Origin of the sequence: Pseudonocardia bannensis (genome assembly GCF_012911875.1) — a bacterium.
GTDB lineage: Bacteria > Actinomycetota > Actinomycetes > Mycobacteriales > Pseudonocardiaceae > Pseudonocardia > Pseudonocardia bannensis.
Map to the genome: position 1 here is coordinate 1 of NZ_JAAXKZ010000038.1, position 18,171 is coordinate 18,171.

Genomic DNA, 18,171 nt, shown 5'->3' on the forward strand with positions numbered 1-18,171 from the left:
GCGCACGGAGGAACATGCGCAGATTCGACGGCAAGATCGCGGTCATCGCCGGTGCGGGCTGCGGGGCCGTGGAGGCTGCGGGAGCTGTGGGGGCTGCCGCCGGGGTTACGGGTCCCGGTGCGGCCTGGGCCGCGACCAGGTCGGCGGGGGTCCGCACCGCGGCCAGCTGCCGCGAGAACTCCTGCACGAAGGCCTCGGTGATCTGGTCGGCCTTCTTCACGATGACCGCCCGCCCGAACTGCCCGAGCTTCCCGGAGATCGTGACGTCGGTGTGCACGTCGAGCCGGCACCCGGTCGCGGAGTGCTCGACGACCTTGATCCGCATGTCGCCGGCCACGTCGCCACCGATGCGCCGGTCGCTGCCCTCCAGGCGCAGCACCGCGACGCGACCATCGGGATCGGTCTCGATCACCCGCACGGTGCCCTGCAGGGACACGGCCACCGGCCCGACCCGGATCGAGAAGCTCCCCCGGTAGGTGTCCGGGGTGTCCTCGCGGATGTCCTGGGCACCCGGCAGGCAGGCGCCCACGAACGGGATGTCGAGGCATCGGCGGAAGGTCTCCTCCGCCGAGGCGTCGATGCTGATACTGCGGTCGACGATCACTGCGCCCTCTCCTTCGAATGCTCGTGCGCGCCACTGCGCAGCAGGGCCTGCTCGATGGCCCGGCGGACCCACACCCGGACCATCTCGCGGCGGTACCAGGCCGAGCCCCGCACATCGGAGACCGGGTCGATCCGGTCGGCGTAGGCGTCGGCGAATTCGGACAGCGTCGCCCCGTCGAGCCGCCGGCCCCGGATCTGCTGCTCGACGTCCCCCAGCCGCAGCGGTGCGTCGCACGCGGCGCCGACGGCCACCCGGAGGTCGGCGCAGCTGCCGTCGTCGGCGAGCCCCACGATCGCGGCGACGCCGACGCACGGCCGGTCCTCGTGCGACCGCGACGTGTACTTGAGGTAGGCCGAGCCGGTGCCCGCCGGCAGGACCGGCACCCGGACCTCGGTGACGACCTCGGCCGGCGCCAGAGCGGTCTGATAGAAGCCCAGCAGCAGCTCGCCGACGCCGATCGTCCGCTCCCCGGCGAGCCCGTGCGCGGCGACCTCGGCGTCGAGCGCGCGCAGCGTCGCGGGCGGGTCGGAGGCGTAGTCGGCCTCGGCCAGCACGCCGCCGACGGTGGCCGCCGAGCGCACCTGCGCGTTGCCCACCACGGCCAGCGAGTCGGCGAGCAGAGGGGCGTGCCGGCGCACGAGCGGGTGACGGGCCGCCGCCGCGTGGGTCACCAGGGCGCCGATCCGCAGCAGACCGGAGTCCTCGTCGACGAGGACCTCGCCGAGGCCGGGCACATCGCGCAACGACACAAGCGCCTGGGGGGAGACCAGTCGTTGCTGGACCATCAGCGTCAACGCGGTTCCGCCCGCGACCAGCTTGGCGGCGCCGTCGTAGGAGTCCATGACGTCGACCGCCTCGGCGACCGACCGGGGGAAGAAGAAGGCGGGGGTGCTCATGCCTGCTCCCGCCGATCCGTGGCGCCGGCCACCTCGAGCGCGGCGGCCATGATGCGGGAGTAGCTGCCGCACCGGCAGATGTGCCCGCTGAAGGCCTCCCGGATCGCGGCCTCGTCCGGTGACGGGTCCACCGCCAGCAACGCCTCGAGCGCCAGCACGAAACCGGGGGTGCAGTAGGAACACTGGAACGCGCGGTGGCGCAGGAACGCCTCCTGCACCCGGCTCAGCTCACCCGACGGGTCCTCCAGGCCTTCCACCGTGCGCACGTCGGTGCCGTCGCACACCGCGGCGAGCGTCAGGCACCCGCTCGCGGCCCGGCCGTCGAGCAGCACGGTGCACGCACCGCACATGCCCACCCCGCAGCCGCTGCGCGCACCCTGCAGCCGCAGCTGCTCGCGCAGCGCGTCGAGCAGCGTCTGCGTCGTGCGGACCCGCAGCGTGCGGGCCCGGCCGTTGACGTCGATCCGGACCGGCACCCGGCCGTCGGCGTCGGGCAGCTTCACCGCGCCAGGGTCGTCGGGCAGCTCCTGCAGCTCGCTCATCCCTGCGCTCCCACGCTCGTGACCTCGTCGACCTGTCCGGCCGCCTGCTCGCTCTCGCGGCGCTCCCGCAGCCCGCGCAGCACCTTCTCCGCGCTGATGGGCAGGCTCCGGATGCGCACTCCCGTCGCCCGGTAGAGCGCGTTGCTGATGGCCGGGGCGATCGGCGGGAGGGCCGGTTCGCCCAGACCGTGCACCTCCCCGTGCTCCGGATCCTCCATCAGCTCGAACTCGTGGTGGCGGGGCATGTCCTCGAGGGTCGGCACCATGTAGTCGGCCAGGGTGCCGGTGACGAGCTGGCCCTGGTCGAACACGAGTTCCTCCATCAGCGCGTTGCCAACGCCGAAGACGAGGCAGCCCTCGCACTGATGTTCGGCGCCCACCGGGTCGACGACCTCGCCCGCGAAGACCCCGCCGGTGTAGCGGAGCACCCGCACGTGCCCGGTGGCCGTGTCGACCTCGATCTCCGCGGCGCCGACGGACTGGTGCCAGTGCACCGATCCGACACCCTGGCCCGTGAAGGGATCGAGCCCTCCGGAGGTGACGAGGGTGCCCTCCCCTATGACGTTGCCGACCTGGCTGCGCCGCACCACCTCGCCCAGGGACAGGCTCTGCTGCTCGACCCCGGCGACCCGCACCTGCCCGTCGACGATCTCCAGGTCGGCCGGGTCGACCTCGAGCAGGTCGGCGGCCAGCTCGCGGATCTTGTGCAGGGCGTCGTCGGCGGCCCGGCCCATCGCACCACCCATGGAGTACATGGACCGGCTCGCGGTGGTCTGCTGGTCGTACGGCGTCAAGTCGGTATCCACATAGGACACGCCGACGAGAGCGGGGTCGATGCCGAGGTGCCTGGCCACGCCGGCGGCCAGGGCGGGCCGGATGCCCTGTCCCATCTCGACCGAGCTCGTGAGCACGTCCACGCTGCCGTCCGGACCGAGCCGCACCGTCGCGGTGGACGTCGACGGGGTGATCGTCCCCTCGATGACGCAGCTGATCCCCTTGGCCCGCACCAGGTCGCCGTCGCGGTGGACCGGCTCGTCCGGGTCCCAGCCGATCCGCTCGGCCGCCGCGTCGAGCAGGTCGTGGAACCGGAGGTGGTCCAGCGTCTCGCCGGTGCAGAACGTGTCGCCGTCACGCAGCAGGTTGATGCGGCGGATCTCGACCGGGTCGATCCCGAGCCGCTCGGCGATCATGTCCAACTGGCCCTCGTAGGCCCAGGCGCACTGGTTGATCGCGAAACCGCGGTAGGCGCCGGCCGGGGGAGTGTTGGTCAGCACGGCGTGGGCCTCGGTCCGCACGTGCGGGATCGCGTACGGGCCGTTGAGGCCGTAGGCCCCGAACATCACCTTCCGCGGGCTGATCACCGCGTAGGCGCCCGCGTTGTAGTAGGCGGTGGCCTCGCGGGCCACGATCCGGCCGTCGCGCATCACACCGGTCCGGATGCGAACCCGCATGGCGTGCTTGGTGCTGGTGACGAACTCCTCCTCGCGCGTCAGGTGCAGCCGTACCGGAGCGCCCACCACCCGCGACAGTGCCGCGGCGATGGGCTCGACCGAGGCGTACGCCTTGGCGCCGAACCCGCCGCCGAGAGCCGGCACGATCACCCGGACCCGGTTGAGCGGCAGGCCGAGCAGCAGGGCGAGTTGGCGGCGGGTGATGTAGGGCGTCTGGGTGGACGACCAGACGGTGAGCCGGTCGCCGCGGGCGTCGGCGACGACCGCGTGCGTCTCCAGCGGCACGGCCCCCGCGGCGGGGCTGTCGAAGACGTCGTCGAAGACCAGGTCCGCGGCGGCGAACCCGGCCTCGACGTCGCCCTTGACGACGGTGAAGGTGTTGCAGACGTTGCGCTCGTGGTCGGCCCGCAGCGTCACGTCCACGAAGGACGGATCGCGTTCCGGCGGCTCCGGGAACAGCCGGGCGGTATCGGACCCGAAGGCCTCCTCGGCGTCGAACACCGCCGGGAGATGGGCGTAGTCCACCTCCACGAGCGCGGCCGCCTCGTCGGCCACCGCGGGGTCCTCGGCCAGAACCGCCGCGACCGGCTCGCCGATGTAGCGGACGACGTCGATCGCCAGCACCGGCTGGTCGAGCAGGACGGGCCCGAACAGCACAGCCATGTCCCCGCGTGCGGCGAGGTCGGCCCCGGTGACCACGGCGACCGCCCCGGGCCACGCCGCGGCGTCACCGGTCCGCACCGCCGTGATCTCCGCATGGGCGGCGGTCGACCGCACGAGGCGGCAATGCAGCATGCCGGGAACCTCGTGATTGATCACGAAGGGCGTTCGCCCTGTCACCCGGTCGCGTGCATCGAGCAACGTCTTCACCTCTTTCGTTCGCCGAGACTGACCACGGGCGGTAGCGTTACCGAACCACGTCCGCGGTCGCGTGGCCGGTGCTCTCGGTCACGGCCGGTTCATCGGTGGCGTCCATGTCCGCCCGGAAGGTCTCGTGGACCGCGAACACGGACGCGAACGCCAGCGCGGCCCCGAACGCGACGTAGAGCGCGACCGGCCAGGAGTTGCCGCCGGCCCAGCCGAGCAGGGCGGTCGCGATGAGCGGCGCCGGCGCGGCGGCGAGCATCGACGAGATGTTGTAGCTCACCGAGGATCCGCTCATCCGGACCCGGGTCGGGAACATCTCCGACAGCAGCGCGGCCGAGGTGGAGAACGTCGGCGCGTGTCCGCCGAGCAGCATCAGGACGATCGCGGTCCAGATCAGGACCGGGGTGCCGGTGTCGACGAGCAGGAAGAACGGGTAGGCGAACAGGACGGCGAACCCGGCACCCGCCAGGAAGACCGGCCGGCGGCCGACCCGGTCGGACAGCGCCCCCATCAGGGGCATCATCACCAGCTCCAGCGCGCTGCCGATGACCACCCCGGTCAGCACCACCCCGCGGGGGACGCCCAGGGTCGTGGTCGCGTAGCTGAGCACGAACACCGCGACGATGTAGAAGATCAGCGTGTCGGAGAACCGGGCGCCGATCGCGAGCAGGATGTTGCGGGGGTACCGGCGCATGACCTCGACGACCGGCTGCTTCACGGTCTCGCCCCGACTCTGCACCGCGGTGAACGACGGCGGCTCCACCAGGCGCAGTCGGATGACCAGGCCGATGATCACCAGCGCGAAGCTGAGAATGAACGGGATCCGCCAGCCCCAGGTCAGGAAGGCGTCGCCGGCCAGCGACGACACGATGGCGAAGGTCGCCGTCGCGAGCAGGGAGCCCGCGGGCACGCCGATCTGCGGCCAGCTGCCGTAGAAGCCCCGCTTGCCCGGCGGTGCGTGCTCGGTCGCCATCAGCACCGCGCCGGCCCACTCGGCCCCGATGCCCAGGCCCTGCACGAAGCGCAGTGCCGTGAGCAGTATCGGTGCCCAGATGCCGATCGTGTCGAACGTCGGCAACAGGCCGATCAGCAGGGTGGCGATACCCATGGCCATCAGGCTCGTCACCAGGACGGTCTTGCGCCCCAGCCGGTCACCGACGTGACCGGCGATGATCGCGCCGAGCGGCCGGGCGACGAAGGCTACCCCGAAGGTGGCGAACGACGCGATGAGACCGACCGTCGGGCTCACCGTGGGGAAGAACAGCTTCCCGAGCACCAGGGCCGCGGCCGTGCCGTAGATGAAGAAGTCGTACCACTCGATGGTGGTGCCGATGAAGCTCGCGAAAGCCACCTTCCGCGGGTTCACGGGCGCGGCACCGAGTTGCTGCTCTCCTGCCTGCATGGTCGCTCCTATCGGTGGGGCCGGGGCGCGCGGCCTCGGCGTCGCAGCGGTGCGGTCGATACAGCGGTGCGGTCGATACAGCGGGGCGTGCTGACCGGCGTGCTTTCGCTGCGCACGCCGTCGATCGGGGGCCCTGGTGAAAGGGCCGGGGGCGGCACCCGGAGCCGCCCCCGGCCTCCGGGCTCACGCCAGGCTGCCTGCGCGGCGCCCGAACACGGCGCCCGAGGTCAGACCGGTGCCACCGGGGTAGTTGCCGCTGAACAGGCCACCGAGCATCTCCCCGCACACGTACAGCCCGGGCACGGGCTCGCCCGACTCGTCGAGGGCGCGTCCGTTGTCGTCGGCGTGCAACCCGCCGAAGGTGAAGGTGATGCCGCAGGTGACCGGGAAGGCGTAGTAGGGCGCCTGCTCGACCGGGATCGCCCAGTTGCTCTTGGGCGGGTCCACCCGGGCGGCGCGGCCGTCCTTGACGGACGGGTCGAGCGGTACGTCGCGGTCGATGGAGGCGTTGAACTCCTCGACGGTGCGACGGAACGCGGTGGCGTCCACGCCCATGCCGCGTGCGAGGTCCTCGAGCGAGTCGGCGACGACCACGGAGGCCCCGGGGCTGTCGTACTCCTCGGTGCGCAGCATCGGACGGGTGGTGGCGTCGAAGACCTGGAAGGCGATCCCGTCGGGCTGGGCGAGGATCTCGCGCCCGTACTTCGCGTAGGTGTAGTTGCGGAAGTCGGCGCCCTCGTCGAGGAACCGCAGTCCCCGGTTGTTGACCACGATGCCCAGCGGGTAGCTCTGCCGGGTCAGCCGGTTCGTGAGCTCCCGGTTGCTCTCGTTGTTCTCGGCCCGGGCGTCCCAGGCCACGCTGTGGCAGGACGCCCAGTCACCGGCCGGGGCGACGCCGGCGTCGAGCGCAGCGCGCAGCATGTCCCCGGTGTTCAGCGGCGTGCCACGCACCTTGGCCCGCTCCCAGCCCTCGCCCAGGTGCGTGCGGCGCAGCTCGGGGTCGGCCTCGAAGCCGCCGGCGGCCAGGATGACCGACTCCGCGTGCAGGGTGACCGCCTCACCGTTCACATCCGTGCAGACGACCCCACGCACGGCGCCGTCGGAGACCACCAGCTCCGTGCCGCGCAGCCCGTAGCGCACCTCGATGCCGCTCTTCTGGGCCGCCGCCAGGTGCTGCTCCATCAGGCCCTGGCCACCGTCGGTGCTGCCGACGGCCAGGCCACCCCAGAACACGTGCCGGCCCTCGGAGTCGGGGTAGGACTGCCGCTCGAACATGAGGCGGAACCGCAGTCCGAGGCCGTGCAGCCAGCGAAGCGTGTCCTGGCTGTCGCGGACGAGGGCCTGGCTCAGGACCGGGTCGGCCCGCCCCGAGGTGACCTTCTCCATGTCGGCGAGGTAGGCCTCGGCTTCGTACGGCGGCAGCACCGTGGTGTCGAGCCGCTCGTCCGGGTCCAGCAGGTCGCTGATCTCGGCCAGCCCGGAGTGCGTGATGCGGAACGCTCCGGCCGTGTAGTAGCTGTTGCCGCCTGCTTCGTCGGGCAGCCCCTTCTCGATCAGCAGAACCCGCCGGCCCCGCTCCGCTGCGGCATGGGCCGCGCTGAAACCCGCGTTGCCGCCCCCGACGACGACGACGTCGAACGGCCGATCGGCCGGACTGTCGGGTGACGCGACCGGGTCTACTGCCATCGCTGGGCCTCCTGTGCCTCGGATCGGACGTGGTGATTCGACTGTATACATACGTATCCAGACGTGTCCATCATCGATCCGGCAGCCCGCCGTCGTGGCGCCGGGTGACGAAGTCACCCCTGGCGCCCTGCCGTATTCTGCTGTATACCTTCGCGCGGAAGGTCGGTTGTGAGGTGGATCTCGTGCTGCGGAGTAGGTGGCTTCGGCGGGCCACCGGACAAACGGTGCGCCTGCCGAAAAACGGCGTGCGCCCAGCATTCGAGAATCGCGGTCAGGTCTCGCGGAAAATCCTTCGATGCCGATTTCTGTGGCGCGCTTCGATCGTTTCCCTGAACAGGCTCGCAGGCGCCGGCGGGCGCAACTGTAAACGGAGTCGAGAGCGCTGGGCGTAGTCCGTGGTTGAGGCCCCACCCGTGGCCGTCTTCGCATAACTGCTGCTCAAGGCGTCGCGAGTGGAAGTCGCCAGCGCGCCGGCGGGCGTGAACACGTTCTCCGCGGGCAACGGATCCGAAACGATCGCGAAACATTCCCACGGCATGAATATGGTGCGTCCGGGGCGGGTGGGCTCCGCCGCGACCACGGACGCCGTTCGGACTCGGACGCCCTCTTGACACGGTGTCCAGCGGTATACATCATCGTTCGACAACTGACGGGGCCCGCCGCGGCGTGCCACCACCGGCCGCTGGAGCCCCCGCGACTTTTCGGGGACGGGGATCCGCGCAATGCGGCGTACTACCCCGCGAGCTGTCACGCGCGGGGCTCCAGGCATGAGTGACTGACGGCGACCAGCACTGACTGGCAGCGACTGGCGAGGAGATACAGGCGTGGTTCAGGCACCCGAGGCGCCGACCGACGAGTCGGCCCGTCCGGCGGCAGACGCACCACGCGTCGCAGCCGGGGCACAGGCGCGTCCACCGACGCCGAACCGGGCAGGCGCGCTGCTGCGCGGTGCCACCTCCAGGTGGGCAGGTGTGGTGGCGGCGGTCGCGCTCTGGGAGTTGCTCCCCCGGCTCGGCATCCTGCCCGCCGAGTACATCCCGCCGGCTTCGGTGGTCCTCCCGACCCTGGTGGGGCTGTTCGGCGACGGCGCATTCTGGTCGGACGTCGGGGCGACGTTGAGCGGCTGGGCCATCGGCCTGGTCCTCTCGACCGTGGTGGCGGTGCCGCTCGGGCTGCTGATCGGGACCAACACCGCCCTGCACCGTGCCACTCGCGTCATCGTGGAGTTCTTCCGTCCGATCCCGTCGGTGGCGCTGATCCCGCTCGCCATCCTGGTCTTCGGGATCACGCTGGACATGAAGGTCTTCCTGATCGTGTTCGCGACGTTCTGGCCGATTCTCGTGCAGTCCGTCTACGGAGTGCAGGACGTCGACCCGGTGGCGCGCGACTCCGCCCGATCGTTCGGGCTCAACCGGCGGGAGATCTTCTTCCACATCACCCTGCCCAGCGCCGCGCCCTACGTGGTCACCGGCCTGCGGCTGGCCTCCGCGCTCGCGATCGTCCTGGCCGTCACCGCCGAGCTCGTCGCCGGCGCGCCGGGCCTGGGCCGCTCGATCCTCGTCGCGCAGAGCGCCGGGGCGAGCGACCTGATGTACGCCCTGATCGTCGTCACCGGGCTGGTCAGCCTCCTGCTGAGCGCCGCGTTGTCCGCGGCCGAGCGCCGGCTGCTGCACTGGCACACGAGTCACCGGGCGGTGCAGGCATGAGCCGTCGCGTCGTCCTGCTGGCGTTGGAGGTGCTGACGCCGCTCGTGGTCCTGGTCGGCTGGTTCGTGATCTCGGCCGGTTCGACCTCGCTGTACTACCCGCCGCTGGCCGACATCCTGGAGCGGTTCGGGCAGATCTGGCTGGGGGCGGGCTTCGTCAGCGACGCCCTGCCCAGCCTCGGGCGGATGCTCACCGGCTACGTGGTCGCCGCGGTCGCGGGCGTGGTCGTCGGCACCGCGCTCGGCCTCTCGCCCGTGGCACGCACGCTGCTCGGACCGGCGGTGGAGTTCCTGCGGGCCCTGCCGGCGGTGCTGCTGATCCCCTTCGCGCTCGTGGTGTTCACCGACGACACGACGATGAAGGTGTTCGTCATCGCCCTGGGCTGCTCGTTCCCGGTCATCCTCAACACCGTCGACGGGGTCCGCTCGGTCGAGCCGCTGCAGCTCGACGTGGCCCGCATGTTCGGCTTCGGCCGCGTCGAGCGGCTGTGGCGTGTGGTGCTGCCCTCGGCGAGCCCGCAGATCTTCGCGGGACTGCGGGCCAGCCTCTCGCTCGCGCTGATCCTCATGGTGGTGAGCGAGATGGTGGCCAGCACCAACGGGATCGGCTACTCGATCCTGCAGTCCCAGCGGCTGTTCGCCACCACCGACATGTGGGCCGGGATCGTCCTGCTCGGTCTGCTCGGCTACCTGATCAACATCGCGCTGGTCGTGATCGAGAAGCGCGTCCTGGCCTGGCACCGCGGCTTCCGGGCGAGCGTGCTCGGTTCCTGACCCCCATCGATAGGAGATGTGCACTGTGCTCGTCGAGGTCGAGAACCTCCGCAAGGCCTACGGCAGTGGGCCCACCGCCCACCTGGCGATCGCGGACATCAGTTTCGAGGTCGGCGTGGGCGAGTTCGTCTGCATCGTCGGCCCCTCCGGTTGCGGCAAGACGACCTTGCTGCGCTGCCTGTCGGGGCTGATGCCGCCGACCTCCGGCTTCGTGAAGCTGCACGGCACCGCCATCGACCGGCCGCCGCAGGAGATGGGCCTGGTCTTCCAGGAGTACAACCGCTCGCTGCTGCCGTGGATGACGGTGCGGCGCAACGTCGAGCTCCCGCTGAAGAAGAAGATCCGGGTGGCCGCCGAGCGCTCCCGAGCCGTGGACGACGCGCTCGCCGCGGTGGGGCTGACCGGGTTCGGCGACCGCTATCCCTGGCAGCTGTCGGGCGGCATGCAGCAGCGCGTTGCGATCGCCCGGGCGATGGCCTACCGCCCCGAGATCCTGCTCATGGACGAGCCGTTCGCCTCGCTCGACGCGCAGACCCGTATCGAGCTGGAGGACCTCGTCCTGCAGGTGCGTCACGAGTTCGGCGTCACCGTCCTGTTCGTGACCCACGACATCGACGAGGCGGTCTACCTCGCCGACCGCATCGTCGTCCTCAGCGCGCCGCCGTGCACGGTCGCCGAGGTGCTCGACGTTCCACTCCCGACTCCGCGCAACCAGACCGCCACGAAGGCGTTGCCGGAGTTCGCCGAGCTCCGCGCGCACGTGTACCGGCAGATCCTCGGCGACCGGTAGCCCACCGGCCGGCGCGGCCGCCCCCCTCCTCGCGTTCCCCAGAAAGGCACACTCATGCCCACCGCAACACCCGTGCGACGACGGCGCCCATCCAGAACCCGTATCTACAGCGGACTCGCAGCTCTCGTCCTGGGCATCACGGCGGCCTGTGGGTCGGGCGGCGGCGAGCAGGCGGCCGGGCCCGGCGGCGTGGCCCAGGTCGACGTCGGAATCCTGCCCATCGTCACCAACGCCCCGCTTGCGCTGGGCGTGCAGAAGGGCTTCTTCCAGGAGGAGGGCCTGGCCGTCACGACCCACCTGGGGCAGGGCGGCGCCGCGCTGTTGCCGGCGGTCATCAGTGGCCAGTACGACTTCGCCTTCTCCAACAACGTCTCGTTGCTGCTGGCTCGCTCGAAGGGCCTGCCGGTCAGCATCGTCGCGGCGGCGAGCAGCGCGGGTGTCGACCCCGAACCCATCGACGAGGCGATCGTGGTGCCGGCCGGCAGTCCCGTGCAGTCGGTCGCGGACCTGCGCGGGTCGACCGTCGCGGTCAACACGCTCAACAACATCGTCGAGATCTCCAACCGAGTCACCCTCGAGGACGCGGGTGTGGACCTGTCCGGGGTGAAGTTCATCGAGATCCCGTTCCCGGACATGCCCGCAGCGCTCGCACAAGGGCGCATGCAGGCGGCCCACATCGCCGAGCCGCACCTGACGAAGGCCGTCCAGGCGGGAGCCAGGATCATCGCCCACCCGTACCGGGTCGTGCAGCCCGACGTCCACATCTCCTCGTGGTTCGGGTCCGACCAGTTCATCAAGGCGAACCCGGACACCGTGGAGCGCTTCGCCCGGGCCCTGGAGCGCTCCCGCGCCTACGCGGCCGAGCACACCGACGAGGTGCGGGCCTTCATCCCCGGGTTCCTCAACCTCGATCCGGCACTCGCCGGTGAGATCGCGCTCGGTAAGTGGCCGGCCGGCATGCCCAGTGAGCAGTCGCTGCGGAGCCTGTACGACGCCACGACCCGCTACGGGCTACTGGATCCGAAGACCCTGCCGGACCCGACCGCGGTCCTGCGCAAGAGTTGACCCGTTGTCCGGCCCGGGCCGGCGGCACCGTGCGGTGTCGCCGGCCCGGGCCGGATGCTTTCCGCGTCGAGGCAGCTACTCCGACTCCCACAGCCGCAACCGGATATCGCGCGCGGCGGTGAAGTGCCGGGTGGCGATGGCCGACGCCGTCTCGGGGTCTCGCGCCTCGATGGCGTCGACGAGATCGTGGTGCTCGACGTGCGAGGTGTCCTGCCGGCCGGGGTAGGCGAGGGTGGTCGCGGGGTAGCGGCCGAGGTGCAGGTTGAGCCGCTCGAGCAGGTCGATCAGCGACTCGTTGCGGCTGGCCCGCCACACGGTGCGGTGGAACTCCCGGTTGCGCTCGGCCAACGCGTGCGGATCGTCGGTGTCGACGCGGTGCGCGCGCTCCTCGGCCCGGCGCATCGCCACGAGGTCGATGGAGGTCCGCCGTTCGGCGGCGACGGCTGCAGCCTTGCTCTCCAGGACGATCCGGGTGTCGTAGATGTCGAGGATCTCTTCCGGGCTGCTCTCCCGGACGATGAGACCGCGGTCGTTGCGCTGGATGAGACCGTCCTGCTCGAGGCGGGTCAGCGCCTCGCGGACCGGGGTCCGGCTGACGTTGCACCACTCGGCGAGGGCGAGCTCGACCAGGGGTTCGCCGGGCGGCAGTTCGCCCGACATGATCGCCTGCTTGAGTCGTTCGTACGGCGACGCCTTCCGCGTCGCGCCGGATTTCCGGGGCAGGCGGCGAGAGGTCGAAACCGGTAGCTCGTCCATTCGTTGCTCCGTCGGATCGCGCCGGTGCTGGGCGGACTGAATGTACACCGTTGTACGCCGTTGCATATCGACTTCCCCGGTCGCGATCCATTCGAGTGCAAGTGCCCGTCGCGAGGGTTTCGAACCGTGACACATCTCGCAGAAGATGACCCTAGGGTTACCGACAGTAGGACTTAAAAACCTCTGGTCGCAGGATTCGAGCGCCAGGAGCGCGATCATGGCCGAGCTGCACGTGCCGACCGGCCAGGTCCGTCTCGCCACCGCCGCCACCAGCTCTCCCAGATGCTCGCCGACATCACCGGCATGCAGCTGCCTTCGGATGGCGCAGCTGCAGGGCCAGGGACGCGTGCAACTCGAGCACGCCGCGCCGGCCAAGCTGCAGACCGCCTCGGACGCGCACCGGGTGTGTGCCATGGCCGCGCCGTCACCGGCCGCCGCGTTCGCCTGAGCGCGGCAGGTCGCGGTCGCCTACGGCGATCGGGCCCCGGGGTCGAGGCCGTCGAGGACGTCACGGCCCCGTGCCCGCTCGGCGAGGAGCCCCTGCAGCCGGGAGAGCGCCGGGAGGGCCGCGGCGAGGGCCTCGCGGTCCTCGGGGCCGAGGCGGCCGAGAACCTCTCCCAGCACCTCCGCCCGGTGCACGGCCCACGCGTCGAGCTGAGCCCGGGTCTGGCGATGAAGATCGCGCAGGACACCGGGGTGCTGCTGCTCGACGAGCCGACCTCGGCGCTGGACCTCGGCCACCAGTTCGAGGTGCACGAGATGCTGCGCGGGCTCGCGGCCCGCGGGCGGACGGTCGTCATGGTGCTGCACGACCTCTCCGCCGCCTGCCGGCACGCCGACCACCTCGTCGCCATGTGCGACGGCGCGGTGGTCGCACGTGGCGAGCCGGCCGATGTGGTCACCGCCGCGCTGTACGGCGTCGAGTGTGTCGTGCTCACCGACCCCACGCACGGCTGCCCGGTCGTCTGCCCGACCGGACTGCGCGGCAACTGACCGCGACGGGGTCAGGCGCGTGCGGTGACCGGGCGCTGCTGCAGGCGCGGGTCGGGGTGCTCGCCCTCGGTCTGCAGCCGGTAGTCGTGGCCGCCGAAACGCACGCGGTGCTCCTCGATGACCTGCTCGCTCGGCGGCTCCTGACCGCCGTGGATGGTCTCCTGCATGCGCTGGAAACGCTCGTGCGCTTCGCGCACGTAGCCCGCGCCGAGCGTGGTGAGGTCGATCTGGGTGTTGAGGAGCTCCCGGAGGTAGGCCTTGTTCGGTTCGAAGACGACGGTCTCGGGAATCCCGCGGGGCACGATCTCCTCCGGGTCGCGTCCGTCGAGACGGCGCATCAGGTCGGCGGCCAGCCGCAGGTGCTCCAGTTCCATGTTCAGGTGCAGCTCCCAGATCGCCCGGACCTTGGGGTCGGGCTCCTGCTGCATGAACGAGTAGTACAGGTAGCACTCGTTGTACTCGTGCAGGACGAGCCGCTCCCACCAGGACTCCCGCGGGTCCATCAGCGACTCGTAGTGGGTGACGTGCTCCTCCTCGATGAGCGCGATCTCCTGGTACAGCCGGCGGGCGATGGGCTCCATGGCCAGCGGCCCGACGTTCATGTACAGGTTCATCACCTGCTGCTCGGCGGCCACCAGCGTGAGCGTGTGCAACTTCGAGCGCGGATCGACGCTGTCCTTGTCGTAGGGGTCGCGCACGTTGTCGACCGGGTGCCGGTGCTCCCACTTCGTCGGCCGCCCGGGCATCACCTCGGTGAGCCCGTCGACGATCTTCTCCGCCTGCCGGTGCTCGATGATCTCGTAGAGGTTCGCGTACCGGTAGAGGTGGTCGAAGTCCTCGAGCACGCCGAAGTCGTAGGACTGCTTGAGGTAGGGGTCGGGCTCGTTGCGGGCCAGCCACGCGGTGAGGTCCACGGCCTGCTGCTCGTAGGAGATCGTGGTCTCCAGCACCGACTGGGTACCGGGGAGCAGCCAGTTGACGACCTTCTGCTGCTGCTGCTCGATGTAGCGGCTGTGAGCCAACTGCTCGCGGATCGCGCGATCCGTGCAGAACCGGTTGAGATGGTGGCAGAAGAAGACGCTCTCCACCTCGATGGCGTTCATCGTGATGATGCGGCACTTCGTGTAGGGATCTGCGTCGTCCGGATCGATCGGCTCGACGTCGAGCTCCCGCCAGTTTCGGATCTGCCGGTCCAGCGGGATGCCCTTCTCGGTCAGCGGATTGAAGCTCATCTGGGAGGTCCTCGGTTCGTTCGGTTCGTCGGTGACGGGCGGCGCGTCAGCCGGAGCCGGCGCTGGCCCGGCGGACGGCATCGCGGACCCGGTCCACGACCGCGGCCATCGACCCGGCGCTCGCCGACTCGACGCCGGGATGCGGACGCGTCGGCGCGACGGTCTCGGCCGCCCGGATCGCGGCGGCCAGGCTCTGCCGCGTCGCCGGGTCGGTCTCCTGCGCCAGCTTGACGAACTCGTAGCGCTCCTCGGCGCGGGCGTGCTCGAGCACCGCGCGTCGCAGCGTGTCCAGCAGCGGCAGGAACCGGGGTTCGCCGGGACCGAGCTCCTCCAACTGGGCGAGCGCCTCCTTGGCCCTGCGCTCCTCGGCGAGGCGATCGGCCACCACCCCCTCGCCGCCGGGCACCGTCGTCCGGGCCAGGGGATGGACGAGCTCCTCCTCGGCGGTCTCGTGCACGGCGAGCAGGCGGACCAACCGACCGAACGCCTCCCGCCGCGCGTCGCCTTCGGTGGTTCTGACCTCGTCGAACAGGTTCCGGATCTCGCCGTGCCGGTGCAGTAGCAACTCCACCACGTCCTCGTCGGGCGTGGCCGCCGTGCGCTGGTCGTCCATCGCGTCCCCTCGACCTGCTCGTCCGTCGCCGCCAAGGTAGATCGGGCGGGCGGACCGGACACGGACCCGACGGCTCTACGGGAGCGCCACGATTCCGGCCTTCGGGGCCCAGGCGCGGGGGCCGCCGAGCCGGAGGATGCAGGACCCGGAAAGCCGGTCAGGGTCCGCCGGGGAGCGGGCCGCGGCTCGGTGGCGCGCCGAGGCTCAGGCGGCCTCGCGGGCCGTGCCGAGAAGGTCGAGCAGCGACGCGCGGTGCAGGTCCGCGACCGGGGCGAGCAGGTCCGGGTGGCGCAGCAGGACGGCGGCACCGCGGTCGAGTTCCTCGGGCGCGGTGAGCCGGCGGAAGTCCACCGGTCGTCCCGCGATGTGCGTGCCGGGAGCCAGGGCGTCGACGGCGTCGGCAGCGAGTTCCGGATCGGCGAGCAGGCAGGCCGCCCAGCTCGCCGCGACCTCGTCCACCCAGGTGCGCCACGCGGTGTCGGCTTCGGTCGTGTCCGTGCCGGCGATCTCGTCGAGGCGGGCGGCCCCGCCCGGACCGAGGAGCATCAGCAGGGCGACGTCCGCAGGGTCGGGGTAGCGCAGCCAGCAGGCCACGGTCACGGCCTGCCGGGCCTGGGCCCTGGCCAGCTCGGCGGAGAACGCACGGCCGGTCGTCGGGTAGGCGTGCAGGAGCCACTGCGTCGTCGCCGCGATGACGGAACTGAGGTCGGACACCGCGGGCATTTCTCCTTCTCGGTACGACTGGTGCCGTGCGACGGCCGCCGTGCGGCGCCGCAACAGGTCACCCTAACCTCTCTCCAACGTACGTCATGCACGGTCCATGCCGGATGGTGCCGCCTCGAGCCGGAGATCCTTCGGTTCCGGGCCACCGGTCACGGGAACACGGCGGTATGTCGGACAACATCTGGCGTGGGGTCGTGGCCGGTGCGGCCGGGACGACGGCGCTCAACGCCGTGACGTACCTGGACATGGTGGTGCGGGCCCGCCCGGCGAGCACCACTCCGGAGGACACGATCCGCAAGGGCGAGCAGTTCCTCGGCATCTCGCTCGCGAAGGACGGTCCCGACAGCGAGCCGGCCCGCAATCGCCGGTCCGGGCTCGGTGCGCTCCTCGGGATCCTGGCGGGGCTGGGGACGGGGGCGGTCTACGGCGCACTACACCCCCGTCTGCGGGAACTGCCGCTGCCGGTCAGGGGTGTCGTCGCCGGCCTGGGCGCGAACATCGGCACCACCGGGCCGATGGCCGTACTCGGCATCACCGACCCCCGGACGTGGTCGGCGAGCTCGTGGATGTCCGATCTGGTGCCGCACCTTGCATACGGGTTGACGACCGCCGCGGTGGTCGACCTGTGCGACTGCGCATCGGGATCGGAGCGCGGCGGAGCGCGGCGGGTGTTCCTCACGCGGCGTCGGCATACGGCGCGACGTGGATCTCCGTCACCACCGGGCGGGCGGTGACGGTGACCGGGCCGCCGCAGTTCCAGCAGTTCGGTTCGTGCTCGGGGTCCCGGCCCTCGACCTGGCACGGCGTGCAGGTCCAGTACGAGGTGATCTGGTAGCTCATCGGTGACTCCGTCTCGGCGGGCAGCTACCGGCAATCCTCGGGGGGAGCGCGGCACCGGTCGATGGGGACAACCCGCGAGGTGCCCGGGAGAACCCGACCCGTGCCGGGGCAACGGGCGGAGCAGGATGCGAGTCCGGCGATCGGACCGCCCGGATCGTCTCGCTGAGCTGCGGCGGCCGGAGTCGTCAGGCCGGGGCGGCCTTGCTCGCGTGCCGCCACACCAGGGCGGTGATCGCCATGACGAGGATCAGGCCCGTCAGGATCATCAGCTCCATGCCCTGCTGGTCCCACCGGAACTCATGCTCGGACTCGGCGGTCACGACGAGCACGCGTCGGATCGCGGCGACCATGCCCACGACGAGGAAGGGCTCGGGACTGAGAGCGTCGTGGTGGAGCAGCGCGATGGCAACCGTGTGGAGCAGCTCGGCCACGATGAAGAGCAGCAGTGTCTCGTCCAGTATCGCGACCAGGATCGCCGGGGCGTGGGACGGGCCGGCCAGGACGGTCGCGATCTGGCGCACCGTGTCGATGATCAGCACGATCGCCAGCACCGCGAGGAGGGCGGCGACCACGACGTGGATGGTGTCTTCCGCGATCTCGATGACGCGTCCGACACGGGCCACGAAGCCGCCGGAGTCGGCAGGCACGAGCCCTCCGTCCTGAGACCGGACCGGCCGGGCCCCCGCGGTCAGGTCATCACCGTCCCGATCGGTCGTCGACACGGACACCGGCCCCGCGGCGGCTACGGCAGGACGGTCACCATGTCCTTGGGCAGGCTGGCCCGCACGTCCTCCCACTCGCCCTCGGTGATGTGCCGGCGCAGGGCCTGGATCACCGTGTCGAACAGCTGCTCCACACCGCCGGGGACCTCATAGGGGAAGTCACTGCGGATCCGTTCCAGGAAGTCGTTACGGTGCATCTTCATCGGCACCTTGCTCGGGTCCCAGTCCTCGAAGTAGATGCCGCGCACCAGCAGCGGCAGTTGCGCCGAGAGCTGGGCGGCCTCCTCGACGGTCAACCGGTCACGTAGGGCGTGCAGGACGGCTCGCAGTCCTGCGTAGGACTGGTTGCGACGCTCCTTCGGCCACCCGTAGGACGCCTCGATCTGCTTGAGGATCCCATTCGTCTTCTGGAGGGTGGTGTCGAAGGTCGGATATCCCGTGAAGCTCACCTGTGTACACCTTCTCGTGCATCTGCTTGGACGCGTGCCTCGTGCGGCCCCTACGGTGACC

At 70.9% G+C, this 18,171-nt stretch carries 21 protein-coding genes; 7 read left to right on the top strand and 14 right to left on the bottom strand.

Annotation, left to right across the window (positions count from 1 at the left end):
• From HF519_RS12580 to tcuA, 6 genes are all read right to left on the bottom strand, one after another.
• On the bottom strand, positions 1-604 hold a 604-nt coding region (locus HF519_RS12580; RefSeq protein ID WP_169413103.1), incomplete at its 3' end, for an SRPBCC family protein.
• Positions 601-1,500 carry an FAD binding domain-containing protein gene (locus tag HF519_RS12585; protein ID WP_169413104.1) on the bottom strand — a complete coding sequence of 300 codons (900 nt, stop codon included), beginning with the start codon at positions 1,498-1,500 and terminating at the stop codon, positions 601-603. The genes HF519_RS12580 and HF519_RS12585, both read right to left, overlap by 4 nt.
• Positions 1,497-2,042 carry a (2Fe-2S)-binding protein gene (locus tag HF519_RS12590; RefSeq protein WP_169413105.1) on the bottom strand — a complete coding sequence of 182 codons (546 nt, stop codon included), beginning with the start codon at positions 2,040-2,042 and terminating at the stop codon, positions 1,497-1,499. Before HF519_RS12590 ends, HF519_RS12585 begins: the two co-directional genes overlap by 4 nt.
• The gene (locus HF519_RS12595) at positions 2,039-4,363 is read right to left on the bottom strand and encodes a xanthine dehydrogenase family protein molybdopterin-binding subunit (RefSeq protein ID WP_312860074.1); all 2,325 of its coding nucleotides are present in this window, start codon (positions 4,361-4,363) and stop codon (positions 2,039-2,041) included. The genes HF519_RS12590 and HF519_RS12595 overlap by 4 nt, the downstream gene beginning before the upstream one ends.
• 37 nt (positions 4,364-4,400) lie before the next feature.
• The gene (locus tag HF519_RS12600) at positions 4,401-5,762 is read right to left on the bottom strand and encodes an MFS transporter (RefSeq protein ID WP_169413107.1); all 1,362 of its coding nucleotides are present in this window, start codon (positions 5,760-5,762) and stop codon (positions 4,401-4,403) included.
• Positions 5,763-5,945: 183 nt separating this feature from the next.
• Entirely contained in the window at positions 5,946-7,448 is a 1,503-nt protein-coding gene (tcuA, locus tag HF519_RS12605; RefSeq protein ID WP_169413108.1) for an FAD-dependent tricarballylate dehydrogenase TcuA, read from the bottom strand.
• An 824-nt stretch (positions 7,449-8,272) separates the two neighbouring features.
• On the opposite strand from tcuA, the gene HF519_RS12610 reads away from it, so the two are divergent.
• From HF519_RS12610 to HF519_RS12625, 4 genes are read left to right on the top strand one after another with little or no spacing between them, the layout of a single operon-like run.
• Entirely contained in the window at positions 8,273-9,154 is an 882-nt protein-coding gene (locus tag HF519_RS12610; RefSeq protein WP_312860075.1) for an ABC transporter permease, read from the top strand.
• Positions 9,151-9,927 carry an ABC transporter permease gene (locus HF519_RS12615; RefSeq protein ID WP_169413109.1) on the top strand — a complete coding sequence of 259 codons (777 nt, stop codon included), beginning with the start codon at positions 9,151-9,153 and terminating at the stop codon, positions 9,925-9,927. Before HF519_RS12610 ends, HF519_RS12615 begins: the two co-directional genes overlap by 4 nt.
• 16 nt (positions 9,928-9,943) lie before the next feature.
• The gene (locus HF519_RS12620; protein ID WP_169413110.1) at positions 9,944-10,717 is read left to right on the top strand and encodes an ABC transporter ATP-binding protein; all 774 of its coding nucleotides are present in this window, start codon (positions 9,944-9,946) and stop codon (positions 10,715-10,717) included.
• A gap of 54 nt (positions 10,718-10,771) precedes the next feature.
• On the top strand, positions 10,772-11,782 hold the full coding sequence (locus tag HF519_RS12625; protein ID WP_169413111.1) for an ABC transporter substrate-binding protein: 1,011 nt from the start codon (positions 10,772-10,774) through the stop codon (positions 11,780-11,782).
• 75 nt (positions 11,783-11,857) lie between these two features.
• On the opposite strand, the gene HF519_RS12630 is transcribed toward HF519_RS12625, so the two are convergent.
• Complete coding sequence (locus HF519_RS12630; RefSeq protein ID WP_312860077.1) at positions 11,858-12,757, bottom strand: GntR family transcriptional regulator; 900 nt, start codon at positions 12,755-12,757, stop codon at positions 11,858-11,860.
• A 100-nt stretch (positions 12,758-12,857) separates the two neighbouring features.
• Here HF519_RS12630 and HF519_RS32345 point away from each other — a divergent pair, with 100 nt between their 5' ends.
• Positions 12,858-12,986: a hypothetical protein gene (locus tag HF519_RS32345; RefSeq protein WP_281358508.1), complete on the top strand. Its 129-nt coding sequence runs from the start codon at positions 12,858-12,860 to the stop codon at positions 12,984-12,986.
• 20 nt (positions 12,987-13,006) lie between these two features.
• On the opposite strand, the gene HF519_RS12635 is transcribed toward HF519_RS32345, so the two are convergent.
• Positions 13,007-13,162, bottom strand: a complete 156-nt coding sequence (locus tag HF519_RS12635) for a hypothetical protein (protein WP_169413113.1) — start codon at positions 13,160-13,162, stop codon at positions 13,007-13,009.
• Between the two features lie 9 nt (positions 13,163-13,171).
• On the opposite strand from HF519_RS12635, the gene HF519_RS12640 reads away from it, so the two are divergent.
• Positions 13,172-13,531 (top strand): ATP-binding cassette domain-containing protein, encoded by a 360-nt coding sequence (locus tag HF519_RS12640; RefSeq protein ID WP_211169931.1) that lies wholly within the window; start codon positions 13,172-13,174, stop codon positions 13,529-13,531.
• Between the two features lie 11 nt (positions 13,532-13,542).
• Here HF519_RS12640 and HF519_RS12645 read toward each other — a convergent pair whose 3' ends face one another.
• The 3 genes from HF519_RS12645 to HF519_RS12655 form a co-directional block, all read right to left on the bottom strand.
• Positions 13,543-14,763 carry a ferritin-like domain-containing protein gene (locus HF519_RS12645; RefSeq protein WP_169413114.1) on the bottom strand — a complete coding sequence of 407 codons (1,221 nt, stop codon included), beginning with the start codon at positions 14,761-14,763 and terminating at the stop codon, positions 13,543-13,545.
• A gap of 46 nt (positions 14,764-14,809) precedes the next feature.
• Complete coding sequence (locus tag HF519_RS12650) at positions 14,810-15,376, bottom strand: hemerythrin domain-containing protein (RefSeq protein WP_169413115.1); 567 nt, start codon at positions 15,374-15,376, stop codon at positions 14,810-14,812.
• A gap of 204 nt (positions 15,377-15,580) precedes the next feature.
• Positions 15,581-16,099, bottom strand: a complete 519-nt coding sequence (locus HF519_RS12655) for a hypothetical protein (RefSeq protein ID WP_169413116.1) — start codon at positions 16,097-16,099, stop codon at positions 15,581-15,583.
• 167 nt (positions 16,100-16,266) lie between these two features.
• On the opposite strand from HF519_RS12655, the gene HF519_RS12660 reads away from it, so the two are divergent.
• Complete coding sequence (locus HF519_RS12660) at positions 16,267-16,833, top strand: hypothetical protein (RefSeq protein ID WP_211169932.1); 567 nt, start codon at positions 16,267-16,269, stop codon at positions 16,831-16,833.
• On the opposite strand, the gene HF519_RS12665 is transcribed toward HF519_RS12660, so the two are convergent.
• From HF519_RS12665 to HF519_RS12675, 3 genes are all read right to left on the bottom strand, one after another.
• Positions 16,775-16,939, bottom strand: a complete 165-nt coding sequence (locus HF519_RS12665) for a hypothetical protein (protein ID WP_169413117.1) — start codon at positions 16,937-16,939, stop codon at positions 16,775-16,777. The two genes, HF519_RS12660 and HF519_RS12665, sit on opposite strands and share 59 nt — an antisense overlap.
• A 185-nt stretch (positions 16,940-17,124) precedes the next feature.
• Entirely contained in the window at positions 17,125-17,586 is a 462-nt protein-coding gene (locus tag HF519_RS12670) for a phosphate-starvation-inducible PsiE family protein (RefSeq protein ID WP_169413118.1), read from the bottom strand.
• Between the two features lie 95 nt (positions 17,587-17,681).
• Complete coding sequence (locus tag HF519_RS12675; protein ID WP_169413119.1) at positions 17,682-18,110, bottom strand: DUF2267 domain-containing protein; 429 nt, start codon at positions 18,108-18,110, stop codon at positions 17,682-17,684.
• Between the last annotated feature and the right edge of the window lie 61 nt (positions 18,111-18,171).